Below are 21,543 nucleotides of genomic sequence, written 5' to 3'. Positions count from 1 at the left end.
ACCGCGAAGGGCCGGGCGGGAGACGACTCCCGCCCGGCCCTTCGCGCGCGTCCCCTACTTCTTGTTGAAGTTGTTCGCGACCTGGGTGTCGAAGTCCTCGGCGCCCTTGGCGATCGAGGTGAACGCCTCACCGAAGTTCTCCAGGCCGTGGATGGCCTGGGTGAGACTGCCGGTGAACTGCTCGTAGGCGTCACGGATGGCGGGGCTGGCCTGGGGCAGCACCAGCTCGTCGTTGAGCATGCTCTCGACCTGGCCCTTCAGGCTCCCGAGCCGGGTCATCCACTCCTGGCAAGTGGCCGCGTGAGTCGCCGCCCGCTGCCGGACGTCCTCGGGAACGATGTGAATCGCGGGCATTGCATCGCCTTTCTCTTCTGATGACTGCCTGGGGGTGGTGTCCCCGATCAGGCGATCTTCGGGTTGGTGCCGCCGTGGGTACCCGGGTTCTGCGGATGAGTGTCCGGGTTGTTGGGGTTCTTCGGGTCGTGCGGGTCCTCGCCCGGCTTGTTGCCGCCGGACCACGTCCACTCCGGCGTCTTGCCGTCGGAGCCCTTCGGGCCGCGGGTGTACTCGGTGTGGCTGCCGTCGCTGCCGGTGACGGTCATGGAGCCGCTGCCGTCGCCGTTGATGTTGGCGACCGTGTGCGCGGTGCTGCCGTCGGGATAGGTGGTCTCCGTCGTGTAGCTCGGGCCGTTGTAGGTGGTGGTGGATGTGTACGTGTTGCCGTCGTACTTGACGGTGGTCACTTCCTTGGTGACGTTGCCGTCCTTGTCGACCTCCACGTGCGAGTCGATCGAACCACCGTTGGGTGTGTCGACGTGGAAGTCGGGGGGCGTGTCACCGGGGTTCGTGGCGGAGCAGAAGTCCGGCAGTTCGCCGGGCCCCTCGCACTCCTTGAGGTGGTTCTGCTTGTAGTCCCACAGGTCCTTCTTCTGCCGCCAGTTCTGAACGTGCAGATTGGCGCTCATCACACCGATCTCGGCGCCCAGCTCGGAGTCGAACTCGCGGAACGCCTCGCCCACGCCGCCGAACGCGGAGGCCAGCTCCTTCAGGCCCTTGTCCGCGCGTTTCATGGTGCTGCTGGCGTTGGTGTGGAAGAGCGACATCGCACTGGCGACGCCCTCGTGCCCGAGGATCGCCTCCGCCTCACCGCTGCCCGAGCCGAGGCGGCCGAAGACGCCCTTGTTGATGAGCGGGTCGATCTCGCCCGCCAGGGCTTCCAGGTCGCGCTTCGCCGCGTTGAGGACGTCGTAGTCGATTTTGATCTCGGGCACAGGGGACCTCCGGACGGTCCTTGGAGAATCCGGTCACCACGACCACGCACCACACCCCCCGCCGGTTCACCGCCGCGCACGGGTTTGACCCACGTCACATGAACCACGCGCGTGCCCCGCGCGTGGTCCACGTGGAGAGCTCCGCCGTGCTCCTCTGCGCCGAACCGGGAGGAATCCCTGACATGCCTCGCCCGAGCGACTGGAACGTTCTCGGCCTCCACGGGGACCCGACCCCCGGAGACCCGGTCCAGATCCGTCTGCTGGTCGACGACCTGGTCAAGATCGGTACGCAGGCGAGGTCCATCGCGCAGGCCATCGACCAGGTGATGAACACGGCGGACAGCAGTGTCTTCGCTGGGAAGACCGCCGACGCGCTGCGGGGCAAGGTCGACGACAGGCTGCGCAACCACATCAACGACGTGGCCGACTCCTTCTGGGAGGTCTCCCAGAACCTCGGCGCCTGGGCGAACCACATCGAGGACGCCCAGCGGAGGGCGGACGGCGCCCTGTCGGCCGCACGCGGCCTGCCGGAGGACGACCCGCAACTGGAGGCCCTTCGGCAGACCGCCCAGAGCGCGGGCACGGAGCTCGACGAGGTGGGCAACACCATCGCGAACGCGGTCAACAACGCCTCCGACATCCGGCTGCCGATCTCGGACTGCCAGGTCTTCTGGGAGATGTTCCAGATCCTGGCGATCATCCTCATCGTCCCGGCGCTGATCTTCGGCGGGCCGGTCGCCCTGCTCGCGCTCGGCGTCAACATGACGTTGTTCGTGAAGGCGGCCATCGACTTCGCCCGCGGCGACATCGGTTTCCTCGACCTGTTCCTCGCCGGGCTCGGCATCATCGCCCCCACCACGAAGGCGCTGCCGATCTTCGCCATCGGCGGTCTCCTCAAGTCCGGCTTCAAGGCCGCCCTCCAGTGGGGACGCAACGGCTTCATGTCCATAAAGGACATGGTCAGCGGGTTCCGGTTCGCCACCGTCTTCACCGGTCTGAGGGACGTCGCGCGGATCAGCCTGACCTGGGTGCGCCAGGGCGGACTGTGGGTCATGCAGAACTTCCACAACGTGCCCGCGCTCGGCGGCTCGGTGTTCGTCAAGGGCGGACTCGTCGTCGTGCAGGGCGTCCGCTCCATCCCCGTGGTGGTGCGCGGCTGGGGGTCGGCCATACGGGCCGGCGCCCCCGGGGCGTGGCAGAACTTCCGGCTCTTCGCACAGGAGACCTGGAGCAGCCAGATGGGCGGCGCCAAGTGGACGCGCCTGATCCTCCCGGTGACGCACACCGACATCGCGGAGTACGGGCTGAAGGGCGCCCTGCGCATGGGCTTCTGGGACCGCGGCGTCATGGGCCGCGGCGTGTGGGACCTGCCAGTCGGCGGCACGGTCGCGCACACCGTGAGTGCCGTGCCGATGGGTCCGCACGGTGCGACCCCGCACCTGGACCTGGGGCACGCCAACATCAACATGGCCCGCATGGACCTGGCGGACGTGCGCTTCGGCAACTTCGCCGACACCCACACCTCCGTCCGCCCGTCCTCCTTCTCCGTGGCGCCCGTCGGCACCGTCGACCTGACAGGGCTGCGGGTCGGCACGGTCAACCCCGTTTCAGTGCACGGGGCGAACGCCGTGTTCGACAACTCGACCGCGGGATTCCGGGCAGTGCGGCACATGGACGACGTGGTCGACATCGCCGGTACGCAGATGAGCCGGATGAGGATCGACGCCCTCGACGGGGCGCCCGGCCAGATGAGCGGGGGACTCGGGGTGAGCTCGATGGCCCCGGGTGGCCATGTGACGCACTCCTCCGGTCTGTATGTGCCCGGCTCCGCCGGCGCCCCGGCCGTGCACGAAGGCGTGGACGTCGCCGCCCTCGTCGCCAAGGGCAACGGAGGGAACCTGCTCGCGCAGGGTCCGGCCGGCGTCCTGACCGCACCGCCCGGCGGGACCGGCGCGGTGCACACCGCTTTCACCGGTGTGCCCGCGCCCGCTCCGGGCGGCACGGCCCTGCACGACCTGCTCGCCGCCCCCGGCGCCCCGGGTGCGGGAACCGGTGCCGCGCACACCGCGCTGACCGGCGTCCAGGCGCCGCCGAGCGGTGCCGGGGTCCACGACCTCCTGGGGGCTCCGGGTGGAACGCCCGGGGCCCACGGCCCGCTCACCGGGGTCCCCGGGCACCAGAGCGGCACCGGTGCCGCCGGAGGCTCGGCGTTCGACCTGCTGTCGGGCGGCGCCAAGGGGACGCCGAACAACCCGGTGCCCACCCACATCGGGTCCGACCTCGGGGACAACGTCGCCGGTGCCGCCCGCGCCAACCAGGCCCATCTGAGCCTGGACGAGATCGTGCGGCCCGCCGGCAGCGGACGCCCCGGCTCCGTGGTCACCGACACCACGCCCGGTTCCGCCGCCCACGGCGCACCCGCCTCCGGCGTGCCCAAGGGCGGCGTGCACGGCACACCGCCCAAGGACGCGGCCCGCTCCGCGCTCGACCTCCTCGACGACGGCCGGGGCGTCCGTCCCGTCGACGGCCCGGCCTTCGCCGGCGCGCCCGGGACCGGGGCCGGGAAGACCGTGGACGTCGACGCGGGCCACGCGTTCGCCGGCGCACCCGCGCGGAACACCGACGACGCGGTCGTCACCCCGGCCCCGCACGACAAGGTGGCCGTCACCGGCGACGGGCACGTGGCGGTGCCGCTGCGTCAGGACCCCGCCCCGGTGCCGCCCGCGACGTCGGGCGGCGGGCGCGTGCACTCGCACCAGGCGGAACTGTTCCACGAGGTCAACCTGAAGCTGGGCAAGATGGGCGCGGACGCGGTGACGGTGGAGACCGTGACCGCCGCCCGCCAGGTGCTGGAGGACCTGCGCGGCGCCGCCTTCACCAAGGTCGACGTCCGGGCGCAGGCGGACCAGTTGGCCGTGCACCTCGCGGGCCCGGAACGCGGGAAACTCCCCGGCGGCGTCAGGGACACGGACTTCGCCGACGACGCGCCCGTCACCCCGGGGCCGGGCGGGCACCACGCACCCCCCGTCCCGCCGAGGCCGGAGAGCGGCCTGCTCGACGGGCTCGACGACCTGGTCCTGGACGACACCGGCGCACCGATGCGCTCGCACTTCGACATGGACGACGACTCGCTGCCCGGTTCCCCGGTCGGCGAGCACGGCACCGAGGACCTGGACGGCTTCTCGGAGTTCGTGGACCTGATCCGCCCGCTGCGGCAGCACGTGGAACGGGCCTTCGACAACCCCGCGGCGGACATCGAGGTGGCCCTCGTGGCGAGCCCCGGAGGCCGGACCTGGCGCGAGTTCTCCGACGACGTGGGCCACGCCATGGTGGCCGTGATGCTGCCGGGCGAGCGCAAGCCGCTCACGATCGGCTTCTACCCCGAGGACGGAAACCTCTTCGGCAACCCGGGTGCCATCGTCAACGACGCCGAATACCTCGTCTCCGGGCACGTCCGTGTACTGGGCACCTACCGGATCACGGCGGCGCAGCTGTTCGACGGGTACCGGTACGCGATGGCCAACTCCGGCGCCGTGTACGACCTTTTCCGCTACAACTGCGTGAGGTTCGCCGAGGGCTTCGTCTCCGCCGCGCTCGGGAAGTCCGTGGCGGACCTGTGGGTGGCGGCCCCGTACCGGCTCGTCGACACGATGCTGCGCCGCGACGGCGCCTGGCACTGGGCGGACGGCACGTCGCCCGTGGCCAAGCTGACCGCCGACGACACGATCCGGTACCAGGACGCCTTCGGCGAGGTGGAGGACTGGCGGCTCCACGACCAGGGCCGGTTCCAGGCCGCCACCGACCAGGCGAAGACCTTCGTGCTCTTCGACCACCAGCGCCCCCTGATCGACGGCAATCTCGCGACGGCTCCGCAGAAGGAACGTCTCCTGATCCTCGACCAGTTCGAGAAGATGATCACCCACACCATCCTCACCTCGGGTGACGACGCCGGACGCCAGCTGTCGCGTCAGCTCGGCGAGACCTACGGCACGCTCCGTCCGGGGCTGTCCGATCTGCCGGGACCGTCGGTGACGGCGCCCGCCGCCGGCGACTCGCTCTCGGGGATCGGGAGGGGCTCCGTGGACAGCGTCCCGGAACCGGCCCCGAGTCCCGGCACGTCGGCCGCGGGGGACTCCACCGGACACCTGCCGCCGTCCTCCGTGCAGTACCCGTCCGACGTGCAGCACATGTTCGACGAGATCGACGACATGCTCGACGACATGGGCGTGTTCCGCCACTCGGTGGACGACCTGCCGGCCGGTTCGCCGCCGGTCGTCCACGGGGCCGGCGGGGACGACGTCGTACGGTTCATGGACGACACGCGGCCGGTGCGGCAGCACCTGGAGCACGCGATCGCCGACCCCGCCGCCGACATCCGGCTGGTCCTGGGGACCGACGGCTCGACGGGTGCCCGTTCGCTGACGGTCTGGCTGCCGGGGCGGGACGCGCCGGTGCCCCTGGGCCCGGGTGCGCCGGGCGAGTTCGGTGCCGTCCGCGGCACCGTCGACGGGGCCCCGGGGGGTGGGACGCACGTCCTGGAGGAACACCGGATCACGGCGGCGCAGCTGGAGAACGCCTACCTGTACGCGGCGCGGAACCTGCCGCTGTGGCACACCGACGCGGGCCGGTTCACCGACGGTTTCATGGACGCCGTGCTCGACGCGCGGCCCGCGGCGCCCGAGGGTTCGGTGGGCGCGGCGGTCCACGACGTCCCGGACACGCCCCCCGCGGTGGGGGACAAGGGGAAGGGCAAGTCGCCCACCGGCACCGGCACCCTGGACTCCACCGGCACCGGGTCGCACCACGACGGCCTGCGCGGGGACCTCGGGGACGACCTGTCGGACATCGACGCGTCGGCGGCCATCACCGACGCCCGCCGGGAGCTGATCAACGCCCGGATGATCCGCGACGACCTGCAGACACGCTACGTCGAAGGCTTCGGCACCTCGGCCGAGGCCGACGGCTTCCGCTACCTCGAGTCGTGGCAGCAAGTCAGGCAGGCCGACGCCGCGCTGGCCCAGGCGGAGGCCCACTGGTCCGACGTGACCGGCGGCGCGCCGTTCCCCGAGGTGCAGGCGTACCGCGGGTACGGGCTCGGCGGCGCGGCTCCACACCTGCCCGAGGGGCTGCGGTCGCTGTTCCGCGGCAGGGGCCGGGCCGATGTCGTTCCGCCCGCCCCCGAAGGCGTCGTGCAGTCCGTGGACCACGTCCCTTCCGCGACGCACGTCGTCACCCCGCTGGAAGGCGGGAAGACCAGCCACGCACTGGTGCCCAGCGGCCAGGACCTGACGGTGGCCCGCTGGATCAGCGAGCCGGAGTCCGCCAAGGGATGGACCGGGGGCAACGGCAGGGAGGCGTACGAGGGCGACCTCACGGCGCACCAGGACATCCTGGCCAAGGGGCTGGCGGGCGCGGAGCACGACGACGCGCTGAAGTCGGTGCTGGTGCAGCAGCAGAAGTCGTTCGAGGAGAACGTGCAGCTGTTCCACGCCCTCGAAGGCCGCCCGGAGCTGGCGAACCTGCGGATGCCGCAGCTCTCCGCGATCGTCATGGCCGAGCGGCGGGCTCTGCGCACGCTGACGGCGGACACGGACCTGCTGACGCAGAAGTTGAACAGCGGCGACTGGAAGTGGGCGGAGGGCTACCCGCTCGACGGGGCGCAGGCCCACGAGCTCATCGCCAAGGTCCACCGGCACCTCCAGGAGGACCTCTCGCTCACGGTCAACCTCAAGCTCGGCGACATCACGCCGACCGGAGGGACGCTCCTGGACGCACTGACCTCGGACACCCAGCTGCTCCGCAACGCGTGGGAGGCCAACAACGCCAACGCGGGGTACTACGTCACCCGCGGCAAGACGGAGGAGGCTCTCGGCCTGCCGGCGTCCGTGAAGCGGACGACCGAGGCGTCCGGGATCTACCCGGGCGCGCAGGGACGGCCGTTCGCCCCGACCGCCGACGACCTCGTGGACCTGCCCAACTACGCGGCCCTCACGTCCAAGTACCGGCCGGGCGGCGTGAAGATGTACGGGCGGGCGGTCTTCCACCTGAATCCCGACGTGATGCAGCGCGCCACGTTCACACCGGCGGACAGCTTCATCGAGGGACTGGAGGGCGCCCGGAGCGTCACCGGCCGCGGCAACATGCTGCCGCTGCTCAACCACGGTCCCGAACCCCTGGTCCGGCTGGCCTTCGCCGAGGCGACCGGCTTCCAGTACGACAGCGCGTTCCGCGGATTCCGGGACGCCGGAACGCTGGAGCGCAACCTCGGCAGGTACTTCGAGGCCCAGATCCACGGCGGCGTGAAGTGGGACGACCTCAACCGCGTCGTGCTCGTGGACGACGGGTTCGACCCGGCGCTGCAGGCACAGAAGCTGCAACTCGAGCAGTTCGCCCAGGACAAGGGGCTCTCTTTCACTGTCGAGATCCACAACGCGCGACCGGGCGCGGGCCGCGCCCCCGGCGTGCACCCGGCGCCGCCCGGGACCGGCGGAGCCCACTCGGGTGGCCCCGGCCCGTCGTCCTCCGGTGCCGGCGGGGGTCACCTCCCGGGTCCGGGCCCGTCGCCGTCACACGCACCGGCACCGGCTTCCGCACCCGGCGAGGGCGCGGCCGGAGGGGCCGTCGACGGCGTGCACGCGAGCTACGACGACCTCGTCTTCACCGCCTCGCTCCTCGACCGCGACGGTGTGCCCCGGGACGGCCTCTTCACGGGTACGGCCGCGCGCGTCGAGGGCTCCGGCGACGCCTCGTTCGTCTCCCCGGCGGCACCGTCCGCCTCGGGGGGCACCACGAAGCTGACCGAGGACGGGATTCTGGACGTCGTCATCGGCACGGGTGGGCGCAACGGCGGCGAGGAACGCCGCACGCTCGGCGGTTTCGAGTTCGGCGCGGGCACCCGCAACAACAACGGCAAGAATCTCGTTTCACGGCCGATCGTGGTCACGGTCAAGGACGGAGAAACGGAAGCGCAGGTGGCCGTCCACCTGAACGTGATGCTCAGCTCGGGCAACGAGGCCGACGTGACGCTGGCGGGGAAGAAGGTCGCGAACACGACGGAAGTCACGATCACGGGGAGCAAGTTCCACCTCACCGCGCGGCCGCACACCGACCAGGGCGTGATCGACCTGCACGGAGCCTCCAGCGACACCGCGTCGAAGTCCATCCACGTGGGGCCGAGCAACGCCCTCTCGTCCGGCTGGAACAGCAGGCCGGGCAACACCAGGAACCTCGCGCAGGCTCTCGGCGTCTCGGAACAGAAGCTCATCGAGGCACTCGACAACCGGTTCCCGCCGAGCGGACTCGTCGAGACGGTCCACCGGTTCCAGGACGACGTGGAGCGCGCCGTCGTCCACGGCTCCGGCGCGGAGGACGTGCGGGTTCACTTCCAGGGCGACAAGTCGTTCCCCGTCCGGGGTGACTCCGGGGGTGTGTCGGCGCCTGCCGTTACCGGCCTGTCGGGCGGGGCGGGTGACGTCCTGCACGGTGCGGGTTCTGGCGCCGGCCGGGTGGATCTGAGGCTGGTCGCGGGCTGGGATGCGGCGCGTGGTGCGGCGGCGCCGAATACGGTGAAGCACTCGTGGGTCGATCCGGTGTCGACGCCGCGGGGTGGTGGTGCGCATGCTCCTCGGTATGAGGTGCGTGCGGGCTATGACGTGCGCAGGTTCGAGCTCGGCGGGCGTCCGGTCACGGATCTGACGGTGAAGGTGCGTCTGGCCGGTGACGGGCTTTCACCGAACCAGGTGGACGCGCTGTGGGACCGTGCGGTGTCGGGTGTGGAGCGGGTGTTCAACCGTCCCGGTGAGGTGTTGCGCGACCGCAGCGTTCTGCACGTCACGTTGGAGCGGGTCACGGGCAACGCCTCTGACGCCCACCTGAACGTGAACGTGGGTGGCGCGCGGGGTGCGATGAACCAGCATCAGTGGCGGATCGACGCCACGGAGCAGGATCTCGCGCACGAGCTGGGCCACCAGTTGGGTCTGCGGGACGAGTACCGGGACACCACGGCCGGGCACCGCCCGGAGGTCGACGGCAGCCTGATGGGCAACTACCACAACGCCGCCCCGGAGGGTCTGTCCCAGGGGGGGCTGCGCCCCCGGTACCTCGACCTCATCCATGCCCAGGTCGCCGGCCACGACCACGTGCACGTGCCGCACGTGGCTGTCGACGCGGTCGACGGCATCGCCCCCCACGCACCGAAGAAGGCCAAGCCGAATCCCTCGCAGCCGGCGGCCGTCCCGCCCACCTTCACGCGGCAGACGGACGCCACGCGATTCACCGAGGGCTACCAGAAGATCGCCGGTCACTACGAGTTGAAGCCCCTCGCCCAGTACGACGGCATGGCCAAGGGCTCGCTCCAGGCCGGTGACGGCACCCGCTTCGTCGCCACGGTCATCGCGACCGCGGACACCGATCTGCTGCAGCTGGCGAAGACGTACGGCAAGGCGTTCGGCAAGGAGTCCCTCGGCGAGCGGCTGGGCCTGGTCATCGGTGTCAACGGCCGCGCCGGCACGGAGACCGCGATCGCCGACTCGGTGCGCAAGTTCGCCCAGGCATGGGAGAAGGAGGGCGACTTCGCGGTTTCCGTCACCGGTTACACCTGGCACCAGCCCGATCCCAAGCTCGTCGCGGCCGGCGCCCAGAAGGAGATCCCCTATGGCGCGTTGCGTGAGGCGGTGATCCGGGACGACCTCACCCGTGGCATGCTCGACAAGGTCAGGCTCAACGCCGGGGGAGAGGTGTACCTGCACGTCGGTGACGCCGACGTGAAGAGCCTGGTCGTCGGAGGGAAGCCGCTCTTCGAGCGTGCCGCCGCGAAGATCGAATCCCTGAGTGCCGAGAACGGGCTCGCTCCGGAGATGGTGAGCGGCGGTTACACCCTCCCCGAGGGTGCCGCGAAGAACGCCGCGGACCTCGACCTGGCCGTGCGCGACGCGATGGCGAAGACCGATGCGCGGACGATCTACTTCCCCGAGCCCAACACCTTCATCCGTGTCGACCCGGACAACTCCCTCGGCCTCGAGAAGGACATCAGGTTCGGCGAGATCTCCGGGGACACCATCAGTTACGAGGCCAGGGAGGGGGAACGTCTCCTCGACAGCCTCGTCAAGAACCGCCGCCACCTGTGGCAGGGGCGGGAGAACCAGGCCGTCGTGTTCGACTCGGGTCTCGCCCTCGTCACGGACGGGGACCGGATCGCCAAGGAAGTGGGGAACGACCCGCGGTCGATCCTCAACGGGCTGACCCAGAGCCACGCGAACTCCAAGACCTGGACCGAGCAGATCGAGCACTACCTCAAGCTGCACCACCCGGACGTGCTCGTGAAGGACGCGAACGCCGGGAAGAGCCTGGCGGCCATCGCCTTCCACGAGATCCAGGCGGACGGCACCACCACCCTCGCGAAGCTGGAGGTCAAGGAACTCGGTACTGCCCGGAAGGCGGAGTGGAAGGCGCTGATCAAGGCCACCGGGGACGACAAGGTCACGTTCAAGCAGCTGATCGACATGGCCGTCGACACCCGTAACGCACTGGTCGACGGCATCAACAAGAACCTGCCGCAGTCCGTCTCGGCGGCGGCGCCGGCTGCCTCCGGCTCCGCGCGGCTGACGGGGGACGGCGTCCTGGACGCCATCGTCGGCAGGGGCGGCGGGAGGCTGGGGGACGAGCGTCGCATGCTCGGTGGCTTCGAGTTCGGCGTGAAGACCCGTAACAACGGGGGCAACAACCTCATCTCGCGGCCGATCGTCATCACCGTTCACGATGGTGGGACGCGGGCGGAGGTGGCCGTCCACCTGAACGTGGTTCTGACTTCGAGTCATGAGACGCGGGTGGCGGGCGGGTCGTCGATCACGATCAATGGGAGCGACTTCCATCTGACCGCGCGTTCGAAGGCTGCCCAGGATCTGATCGACGAGCATGGGCCGTCGATTCTGACGGCGGACAACTCCATTCATGTGGGGCCGAGCAACGCCACGCGGGGCTGGAAGAACAATTCCGGTCACACGCAGAACCTGGCGGACGAGCTTGGCGTCTCGAAGGAAAGCTTGCTCGATGCGCTCGACAGGCGTTTCCCGCCGGATGGTCTGCTGGACACGCTGGAGCGGCTCCAGCGGGACGTGCGGCACACCGTCGTCCACGGCTCGGCCACGGAGACCGTGACGGTGCGCTGGGAGAGCGGGGACAGGTCGTTCCCGGTGCTGGACGAACCCGCTGGGGTGTCGGCGCGGGCGGTTTCCGCGCCGGCGGGTGCGGTGGATGACATCCTCCACGGTGCGGGTCCTGGTGCGGGGCGGGTGGATCTGAGGCTGGACGCGGGCTGGGATGCGGCGCGTGGTGCGGCGGCGCCGGACACGGTGAAGCATTCGTGGGTGGACCCGGTGTCGACGCCGCGGGGTGGTGGCGCCCATGCGCCGCGGTACGAGGTCCGCGCGGGCTACGACGTGCGCAGGTTCGAGCTCGGTGGGCGTCCTGTCACGGATCTGACGGTGAGGGTGCGTCTGGCCGGCGAGGGTCTGTCCCCGGCCCAGGTGGACGCGTTGTGGGACCGTGCGCTGTCGGGTGTGGAGCGGGTCTTCAACCGTCCGGGGCAGGTGATGCGCGATGGCAGTGTCCTGCATGTGACGCTGGAGCGGGTCGCGGGGAATGCCTCCGACGCCCATCTGAACGTGAACGTGGGTGGCTCGCGTGGTGCGATGAACCAGCACCAGTGGCGTGTCGACGCCACCGAGCAGGACCTCGCGCACGAGTTGGGTCACCAGTTGGGTCTGCGGGACGAGTACCGGGACACCACCGCCGGGCATCGCCCGGAGGTCGACGGCAGCCTGATGGGCAACTACCACAACGCCGCACCCGAGGGTCTGTCCCAGGGCGGGCTGCGGCCGCGTTACCTGGACCTCATCCACGCCCAGGTCGTCAGTCACGACCACGTCCATGTGCCGCACGTCGACGTCGACGCGGTCGACGGGATCGCCCCCCATGCACCTAAGGGCAACACCAGCGCAGGTAGCTCGCAGTTGGGTCCTGTGCCGCCCACGTTCACGGAGCGGACGGACGCCGTGCGCTTCAGCGAGGGATACGGCGACATCGCAAGCCATTACCGGTTGACGCCGGTGGCCCAGTACGACGGTGCGGCCAAGGGCGCGCTTCAGGGCGGTGAAGGTACCCGCTTCGTCGCCACGGTCATCGCGACCCCGGACACCGATCTGCTGAAGCTGGCGAAGACGTACGGGACGGAGTTCACCGACAAGTCGGTGGTTGGTGAGCGGCTCGGCCTTGTCATCGGTGTGAACGGGCGTGCCGGCACGGAAACCCAGATCGCCGACACCGTGCGCAAGTTCTCCCGGCAGTGGGAGAGGGAAGGCAACTTCGAGGTCTCCGTCACCGGCTTCACCTGGCGTCAGCCCGATCCCAAGCTCGTCGCGGCCGGTGCCCAGAAGGAGATCCCCTACGGCGCCCTCCGTGAGGCGGTGATCCGGGACGACCTCACCCATGCCATGATCAACAAGGTCAAGCTGAACGCCGGGGGAGAGGTGTACCTGCACGTCGGCGACGCTGACGTCAAGAACATGGTTGTCGGCGGGAAGCCGCTCTTCGAACGTGCCGCCTCGAAGATCGAATCGCTGGCCGACCAGAACGGATCTGCTCCCGAGATGGTCAGCGGCGGCTACACCCTCCCCGAGGGTGGCGCGAAGAACGCCGCCGACCTCGACCTGGCCGTGCGCGACGCGATGGCGAAGACCGATGCACGGGCGATCTACTTCCCCGAGCCCAACACCTTCATCCGTGTCGACCCGGCCAACTCCCTGGGCCTTGCGAAGGACATCCGGTTCGGCGAGATCTCCGGAAGGGCCATCAGTTACGAGGCCAGGGAAGGGGAACGACTCCTCGACAGCCTCGTCAAGAACCGCCGCCACAATTGGTCGGGGCGGGAGAACCAGGCCGTGGTCTTCGACTCGGGTCTCGCCCTCGTCACCGACGGCGACCGCATCGCCGTGGGAGTGGGAGGCGACCCGGAGTCGCTCCTCACCGGTCTCACGCAGAGCCACGCGAACTCCAAGACCTGGACCGAGCAGATGGAGCACTACCTCAGGCTGCATCACCCGGGTGTCCTCGCCAAGGACCAGCACGTCGCGAAGAGCCTGGCCGCGATTGCCTTCCACGACATCCGAGTGGATGGTACGCAACTCCAGGTGATGAAGGGGGCGGAACTAGGCCGGGTTCTGAACGACCAATGGACGGCGGTTCGCTCAGCGGCCGGTGGCGTCAACGACACCTTCAGGCAGCTCGTCCAGATGTCCATCGACACCCGCAACGCTCTGGTCACCGGCATCAACAAGCACCTGCCGCAGTCCGTCTCCGCCGCCGCGCCGGCTGCCGCGGGCTCCACGCGGCTGACCGGGGACGAGGTCTTGGACGCCGTCATCGGCAAGGGCGGCGGGAGGCCCGAGGACGCGCGTCGGACGCTCGGTGGCTTCGACTTCGGCGTGAAGACCCGTAACCACGGGGGCAACAACCTCATCTCGCGCCCGATCGTCATCACGGTCCATGACGGTGGGACGCAGGCGGAAGTGGCCGTCCACCTCAACGTGATGCTCAGCTCGGGCAACGAGGTCGATGTGAAGGTGGGCGGGAAGAAGCTCACCAGTACGACGGAAGTGACGATCACCGGGAGCAAGTTCCACCTGACCGCCCGTTCGAGGGCGGCCCAGGATCTGATCGACGCCCATGGGCCGTCCATTCTGACGGCGGACCACTCCATTCACGTGGGGCCGGGCAACGCCAGGTCGGGCTGGAACAACGAGGATGAGAACTTCACGAATCTGGCGCATGAACTGGGCGTCTCTGAGTCCAGCCTGCTTGAGGCGCTGAACAGGCGTTTCCCGCCGGATGGTCTTCTGGACACGCTTGAGCGGATCCAGCAGGACGTGCGGCACGCCGTCGTCCACGGCTCCGGTGCGGAGACGGTGACGGTGCGCCTGGCGAGCGGGGACAAGTCGTTCCCGGTTCTGGACGACCCCGCTGGGGTGTCGGCGCGGGCGGTTTCCGCGCCGTCGGGCGCGGTCGATGACGTCCTGCGCAGCTCGGGTGTGAGTGTCGGGCGGGTGGATCTGACGCTGGACGCGGGTTGGGATGCGGCGCGTGGTGCGGCGGCGCCGGACACGGTGAAGCATTCGTGGGTGGACCCGGTGTCGACGCCGCGGGGTGGTGGCGCCCATGCGCCGCGGTACGAGGTCCGCGCGGGTTATGACGTGCGCAGGTTCGAGCTCGGAGACCGTTCGGTCACGGATCTGACGGTGAAGGTGCGTCTGGCCGACGAAGGCCTGTCGCAGCCGGAAGTGGATGCCCTGTGGGACCGTGCGGTGTCCGGTGTGGAGAGGGTCTTCAATCGTCCCGGTGAGGTGCTGGGCGACGGCAGTGTCCTGCACGTGACGCTGGAGCGGGTCACCGGAAAGGCCTCCGATGCGCACCTGAACGTGCACGTCGGGCGTCCGCAGAGTGCGATGAACCAGCACCAGTGGCGTGTCGACGCCACCGAGCAGGACCTGGCCCACGAGCTGGGTCACCAGCTGGGTCTGCGGGACGAGTACCGGGACACCACCGCCGGGCATCGCCCGGAGGTCGACGGCAGCCTGATGGGCAACTACCACAACGCCGCACCCGAGGGTCTGTCCCAGGGCGGACTACGGCCGCGTTACCTGGACCTCATCCACGCCCAGGTCGTCAGTCACGACCACGTCCATGTGCCGCACGTGGACCTCGACGCGGTCGACGGGATCGCCCCCCACGCGCCCAGCAAGAGCGGCGGCAGGGCAGGCACCTCCCAGACGGCGGCCGTCCCGCCCGCGTTCACGCGGCAGACGGACGCCATGCGGTTCACCGACGGCTACCAGAACATCGCCGGTCACTACCGGTTGACGCCGGTGGCCCAGTACGACGGCATGGCCAAGGGCTCGCTCCAGGCCGGCAAGGACGTCCGCTTCGTCGCGACCGTCATCGCCACCGCGGACACCGATCTGCTGAAGCTGGCGCAGACGTACGGCAAGGCGTTCGGCAAGGAGTCCCTCGGCGAGCGGCTGGGCCTCGTCATCGGTGTCAACGGCGCGGGCAAGGAAGCTGAGATCACCAGTGCGGTGAGGAAGTTCGCTCAGCAATGGGACAAGGAAGGCGACTTCTCGGTCAGGGTCACCGGCTTCAGCTGGGAGCAACCCAGCGCCCAGTTGCTGAGGGACGGCGGCCAGAAGATGATCCCCTACGGCGCCCTCCGAGAGGCCGTCGTCCGCGACGAATTCACGCGCGGCATGCTCACCCAGGTAAGGCGGAGTGACGGCGGCGAGGTGTACCTGCACGTCGGTGATGCCGACGTGGAGAGCATGGTCGTCGGCGGGAAGCCGCTCTTCGACCGCGCCGCCGCGAAGATCCAGACGCTGACCGACGAGAACGGATCTGCTCCCGAGATGGTGAGCGGTGGATACACACTTCCTGAAGGCGTCACGCCCAAGGGAATCGCCGAGAAGAAGGCGGCGGACATCGATCTGGCCGTCCGCGACGCAATGGCGAAAAGCGACGCACGGGCGATCTATTTCCCTGAGCCCAATACGTTCATCCGTGTCAAACCCAATATTCTGCAAGGCCTTGAGGGCGACATCCGTTTCGGCAAGGCCGGAAGGATCGTCTACGAAGCCGAAGAGGGGAAGCACCTTCTCGACAGCCTCATCAAGAACCGCCACTTCGACTGGTCGGACAAGTCCAAGATGGTCGCGTTCGACTCGACTCTTGCCGTGGTCACGGATGGCGAGCGCATCGCCAAGAAGGTGTTGTCGGACAAGCCGGAGACGCTCCTCACCGGACTGACCCAGAGTCACGCGGACCCCGACACATGGACGAAGCAGATCCAGCACTACCTTGTCCAGCACCATCCGGGGATCACGGAGGTGAAGCGCACCTCGGATGCCCTGGCGAAGATCGCCTTCCATGGGATCACCACGGACGGTACCCGCATGGTGAAGGGCAGGGTCTCCGATGTGCTCGACGAGACGGCCCGTGCCCAACTGGTCACCGATGCGGGCAGCAAAGAGACGGCCCTCCAGTTGGTGGGTCTCGCGGCCAACACCCGGAACGCCCTGGTCGACGCCATCAACAAGCACGTGCCGCAGTCAGTCTCCGCGGCCGCTCCGGTCGCCACTGGCACCGCGAAGCTGACCGCGGACAAGATCCTGGACGTGATCACCGGTACGGGGGGTGCAAAGCCGAGCGAGGTGCGCCGTACGCTCGGTGGCTTTGACTTCGGTGTGAAGACCCGTAACAACGGGGGCAACAACCTCATCTCGCGCCCGATCGTCATCACCGTTCACGATGGTGGGACGCGGGCGGAGGTGGCCGTCCACCTGAACGTGGTCCTCACTTCGAGTCATGAGACGCGAGTGGCGGGCGGGTCGTCGGTCACGATCAGTGGGAGCGACTTCCACCTGACCGCGCGTTCGAAGGCTGCCCAGGATCTGATCGACGAGCATGGGCCGTCGATTCTGACGGCGGACAACTCCATCCATGTGGGCCCGAACAACGCCACGCGGGGCTGGAAGAACAATTCCGGTCACACGCAGAACCTGGCGGACGAGCTTGGCGTCTCGAAGGACAGCTTGCTCGATGCGCTGAACAAGCGTTTCCCGCCGGATGGTCTGCTGGACACGCTGGAGCGGCTCCAGCGGGACGTGCGGCACACCGTCGTCCACGGCTCGGCCACGGAGACCGTGACGGTGCGCTGGGAGAGCGGGGACAGGTCGTTCCCGGTGCTGGACGAACCCGCTGGGGTGTCGGCGCGGGCGGTGTCCGCGCCGACGGGTGCGGCGGACGACTTCCTCCACGGTGCTGGTGACGGCCATGTTGACCTGACGCTGGACCCGGGCTGGAACGCGGCGCGTGGTGCGGCGGCGCCGGACACGGTGAAGCACTCGTGGGTGGACCCGGTGTCGACGCCGCGGGGCGGTGGCGCTCACGCGCCGCGGTACGAGGTGCGTGCCGGCTTCGACGTGCGTACGTTCCCGTTGGGCGAGCGTTCCGTCACGGATCTGACCGTGCGGGTCCGGCTGGCCGCCGACGGTCTGTCGCCGGCCCAGGTGGACGCACTGTGGGAGCGAGCGCTGGGCGGTGTGGAGAGGGTCTTCAACCGTCCCGGTGAGGTGCTGGGCGACGGCAGTGTCCTGCACGTCACGCTGGAGCGCGTCTCGGGCAACGCCGCGGACGCCCACCTGAACGTGAGGGTGGGCGGCCCGGACGGTGCGATGAACCAGCACCAGTGGCGCATCGACGCCACCGAGCAGGACCTCGCGCACGAACTCGGTCACCAGCTGGGTCTGCGGGACGAGTACCGGGACTCGACGGCGGGCCACCGGCCCGAGGTCGACGGCAGCCTCATGGGCAACTACCACAACGCCGCGCCGGAGGGCCTGACCCAGGGCGGACTGCGCTCCCGCCACCTCGACCTCATCCATGCCCAGGTCCGCAACCACGGCCACGACCACGTTCACGTGCCGCACACCCGTGCCGTCACGGACGACGCGGTCGCACCCCCCGCGCCCGGCAAGGGCAAGGGGCGTGCCGACGAGGACGCCGGGTCGCTGGACGAGGGGCCGGACCTGACCCCGCGAGCCGACGACCCGCTGACGACGGCGGACGCGGAGGCGGCCGTGCAGGACGCCCGGCGCGACCTGAACCGGGCGCACGCGGAGTTCCGGCGGCTTGAGGCCCTCGACCTGGTCGGAAAGGGGTCCTCGAACAGGACCGGGCTGGACGCGGCGCGCGAGCAGGTCGTGACCGCGGAGGTCCGGCTCGCCGATGCGGAGGCCGCCGAGCTGAGGGTGGCGGCGGCCGAACACGCGTCGCCCGCGCCCGTGCCGTCCGTACCGCCGGTGCCACCCGTGCCGCACGCGCATGACGGGACCTCCGGTACGGGCCCGGCCCCCTCGCTGCGGGACACGGACTCACTGTCCGGCACGGAGACGTTCCCCACGGCACACGGATACTTCTCGGAGCTCACCGAGCCCCATCCGCGCCAGATCGACGAGGTCGACGGGACCTTCACCCGGTACGACGAGCACGGCGCTCCCGTCGCCACCGGCCGGCCGCTCCCGGCGCTGCCGGGCGTGCCGGACGGCCTGAACCTGGTCACCCCGGCGCAGGGTGCCGCCTGGCTGGAGGACGCGACCGGCACGCGCATCGCCCACTTCCGCGGGCAGGAGGTCACCGCCACGGCCGACGGTCTGCGGGTGACCCACGTGCACACCGGCGGGCCGCGGGACGGGGAGTTCATCCAGATCGGTACCGACGGCACCCTGGTCAAGCAGGGCTTCAACGTCCTCGACAAGGGCAGGCCCACTCCTTATCAGTACGTCCTGGACCACCCGAACGGCGTGTGGGAGCGCACGGGCCCCGCCGGAACCGGCACGGGGGTGTTCCACCACGGCAAGGCGGATCTGACGGGCGCCGCGAACGGCAGGGTGGTGCTGCTCAGCGCGACCGGCGCACCGGTACCGGTCTTCGAGCGCCGGCCGCTGCCCGGCGGCGGGCTCCTCGACTCCTTCCGCCGCACCGACACCATCGACTTCGGCCGTATGAACCCCCGTACGAGCTGGGCGCGCTGGGGCGACGAGGCCACCCTGTCCGGCGCGGGCATCCGCGAGTACGACACCGCGGGCACCGGCTGGCGCGACCTCGACGGGCGCGGCAACGTCGTCCACGAGTACCAGGCCGGTCTGCAGAAGCACGGCAACGGCACCGGCCACACGCTGGCGCTGAGGAACGAGAACGGCGAACTGCGCTGGCACCGCTACGACGGGGCCTCGAGGGAACTGACCGCGGGCCCGCGGACCCCGGACCGGTACGACTCCGGCTGGACCGACCTCGCCGACGACGGACGGACCCTCGTCCAGCGCAAGTGGGGCATGGGCCACCTGCCCGAACACGCCGGGCAGTACGAGGAGCACACGCTCGTGCAGGACGCCGCCGCGCCCGGCGGGTGGAAGACCGACGGGACCTGGCAGCGCCAGTCGCCGCACGGCAAGGAGGTCGGCAAGGCCGAGGTCGTCGACGGCCACCTGCTGGTCACCGAGCGGTGGCGTGAGCAGCGCCCGCCCGTCTGGGTCCGCAAGGGCCTGCTGCCGGGTGCGGGGCACGCGGAGGGCGCGTACGCCCATGTGCTCGGCGACAACGCGTACCAGCTGTTCACCTGGGAGACGCGGCCCGTCGGGGGCGGCGCCGGTGCCGGTGGCTCGGGCGTGCGGTACGTCGGTCTCGACGGCGGCACCCTGGATCTGGCGGCGAACGGCGACTTCGCGCGCCTGACGACCAAGCTGCACGACGGCACGACGCTGAAGGTCGGCGACCACGCCGGCGGCCCCGGCTACGCCCCGGCCGACGCCTCGTACGTGCCCTGGGAGGACTCCGGCGGCCGGCACGGCTACCGCGTCCCGCAACAAGGCGCTCCCGACGGCCCGCTGTGGCAGGACCGCTTCCAGGGGCCGGACGGGCGCCTGAGGGTCGCGCGCGAGGGCCTGCCGGACGGAGTCGTGCGCGAGTACGTCGATGCGCCGGTCGTCGGACATCCCTCCGGCCGCGGCAGCTGGGTCACCCGTGACGCCCACGGCAACCTGACCGGGATGCGGCACCCGAACCCCAACGGCGCCGCGAACAGCTTCATCGAGGGCACGGGGCGGGCGGACTCCGCGAAGTGGACGTGGCGGGAGACGGACGCCCAGGGCAGCCACCTCGGCCGCTCCGGCTCCAGGGAGTTCTTCCGCGGCTCCAACGACCCGAAGCTGTCCTGGGACGACTCCTTCCGCGACCTCGACGCGAACCGCAACCTGGTCCGCGAGCGCCGCATGCTCGACAAGGGCCGCTTCGTGGACGCCTGGCGCGACCCGGCCCGCAACGAGCGCTGGCTGACCGCCGAGTTCAAGCGCGACGGCTCACCGGCGACGGCACCCGGCCAGGGCGGCCAGGTCCGCATGTGGTGGAACCGGGCCACCGGCGCCTGGGACGACCAGTGGCGGCCCGGCGCCCGCCACTTCCGCGACGAACTGCGGTCCGCCGACGGCACCACGGTCGTCCTGCGCGACACGCCGCTGCATCTGGACGGCCCGGCCCGCGTCCGCGAGTACGGCCGCACGGCCGGCGAGCCCGGCGCGGTCTGGAAGGAGTTCGACCACGGCTCCGTCGTCCGCGAACGCACGGCCGAGACGGGCCCCGGCGGCACCGTCACCGGATACCTGGAGACCGACGCCTGGCGCGGGCAGTGGAACCGTTACGACGCCGACGGCGGTCTCGTCGCCCAGCGCACGGACAGCGGCCTGGTCTGGGAGCGCCGCGGTCCGCTCGGCCAGATGAAGCTGGTCGGCAACGAGTACGACTACCGCGGGCCGCTGACCGAGATACGCGGCTGGGGGCGCCGGATCCGCGAGTCCCAGCGCATGCCCTGGTCCGGGACGATGCTCCCCGACGACGCGGGTGCGGCGCTGCGCGAGGCGCGGTACGAACCGTACTGGCGGACGGTGGCGTACAAGGCCGCCGTGGAGTTCGGCCAGGAGTTCGTCCTGGAGTTCGGTGCCAACCTGGCCGTGAACGGCATCGTGGCCGCGGCCCAGGACAAGCCGTTCACCGGCAAGGACGTGCTGAAGGCGTTCGCCAACGCCGCCGTCTCCGCGGGCGTCAAGACCGGGGTCGGCATCGCCGTGCACGAGAACCGGGCCGCCGGGTTCCGCGAGCTCGGCAACCTCAAGACGACCCTGGCCAACATCGACGGCGGCAAGCTCCCGCAGCGCAGGCCGTTCAACCACGACAAGACCTGGTCCAACGAATGGGCCGGGAACGAGACCCCCACCCGCTGGCGCGGAGGCATCTACGACTTCACCTTCAGCGCGGGCACCAGCGTGATCTCGGGATGGGTCAACGGCGCCATGAACGCCGCGGTGTGGGGCGTCAGCGACGCCAACGGGAACACGGTCAAGCTCAGCGGCGCGGACGCCTTCCTGGACGGCGGCATCAACGCCGCGGCGGCCCTCACCACGTCGGCCTCCACCGCCCTGGTCAAGAACGCGCTCGTGCTGGGCGGCGGCAGCCGGCTCTTCCACCGGCAGGGCTTCGCGGACTTCTGGATCCAGCTACCCTTCAAGATCTTCGAGAAGTCGATCCAGTCGGTTTACCTGACGGGTGCGTACCGTGCGAGCATCAACCCGTCCTGGTACCAGGTACCGCCGCCCGGCACGCAGCAGCAGTAGAGGATCCG

General features: G+C 70.1%; 3 protein-coding genes. 1 reads left to right on the top strand and 2 read right to left on the bottom strand.

The features are described 5' to 3' along the window. Positions 1-54: 54 nt before the first annotated feature. Complete coding sequence (locus AC1VWI_RS03480; RefSeq protein WP_018562799.1) at positions 55-279, bottom strand: hypothetical protein; 225 nt, start codon at positions 277-279, stop codon at positions 55-57. 122 nt (positions 280-401) lie between these two features. Next, a complete protein-coding gene (locus AC1VWI_RS03475) occupies positions 402-1,271 on the bottom strand; it encodes a hypothetical protein (RefSeq protein WP_499509413.1) in 870 nt (289 codons plus the stop codon). 182 nt (positions 1,272-1,453) lie between these two features. Here AC1VWI_RS03475 and AC1VWI_RS03470 point away from each other — a divergent pair, with 182 nt between their 5' ends. After that, on the top strand, positions 1,454-21,535 hold the full coding sequence (locus AC1VWI_RS03470) for a hypothetical protein (protein ID WP_499509412.1): 20,082 nt from the start codon (positions 1,454-1,456) through the stop codon (positions 21,533-21,535). Positions 21,536-21,543: the final 8 nt, after the last annotated feature.

This window comes from Streptomyces sp. TOM-9 (assembly GCF_056858595.1).
This window is presented reverse-complemented; position numbering and strand designations above follow the sequence as displayed.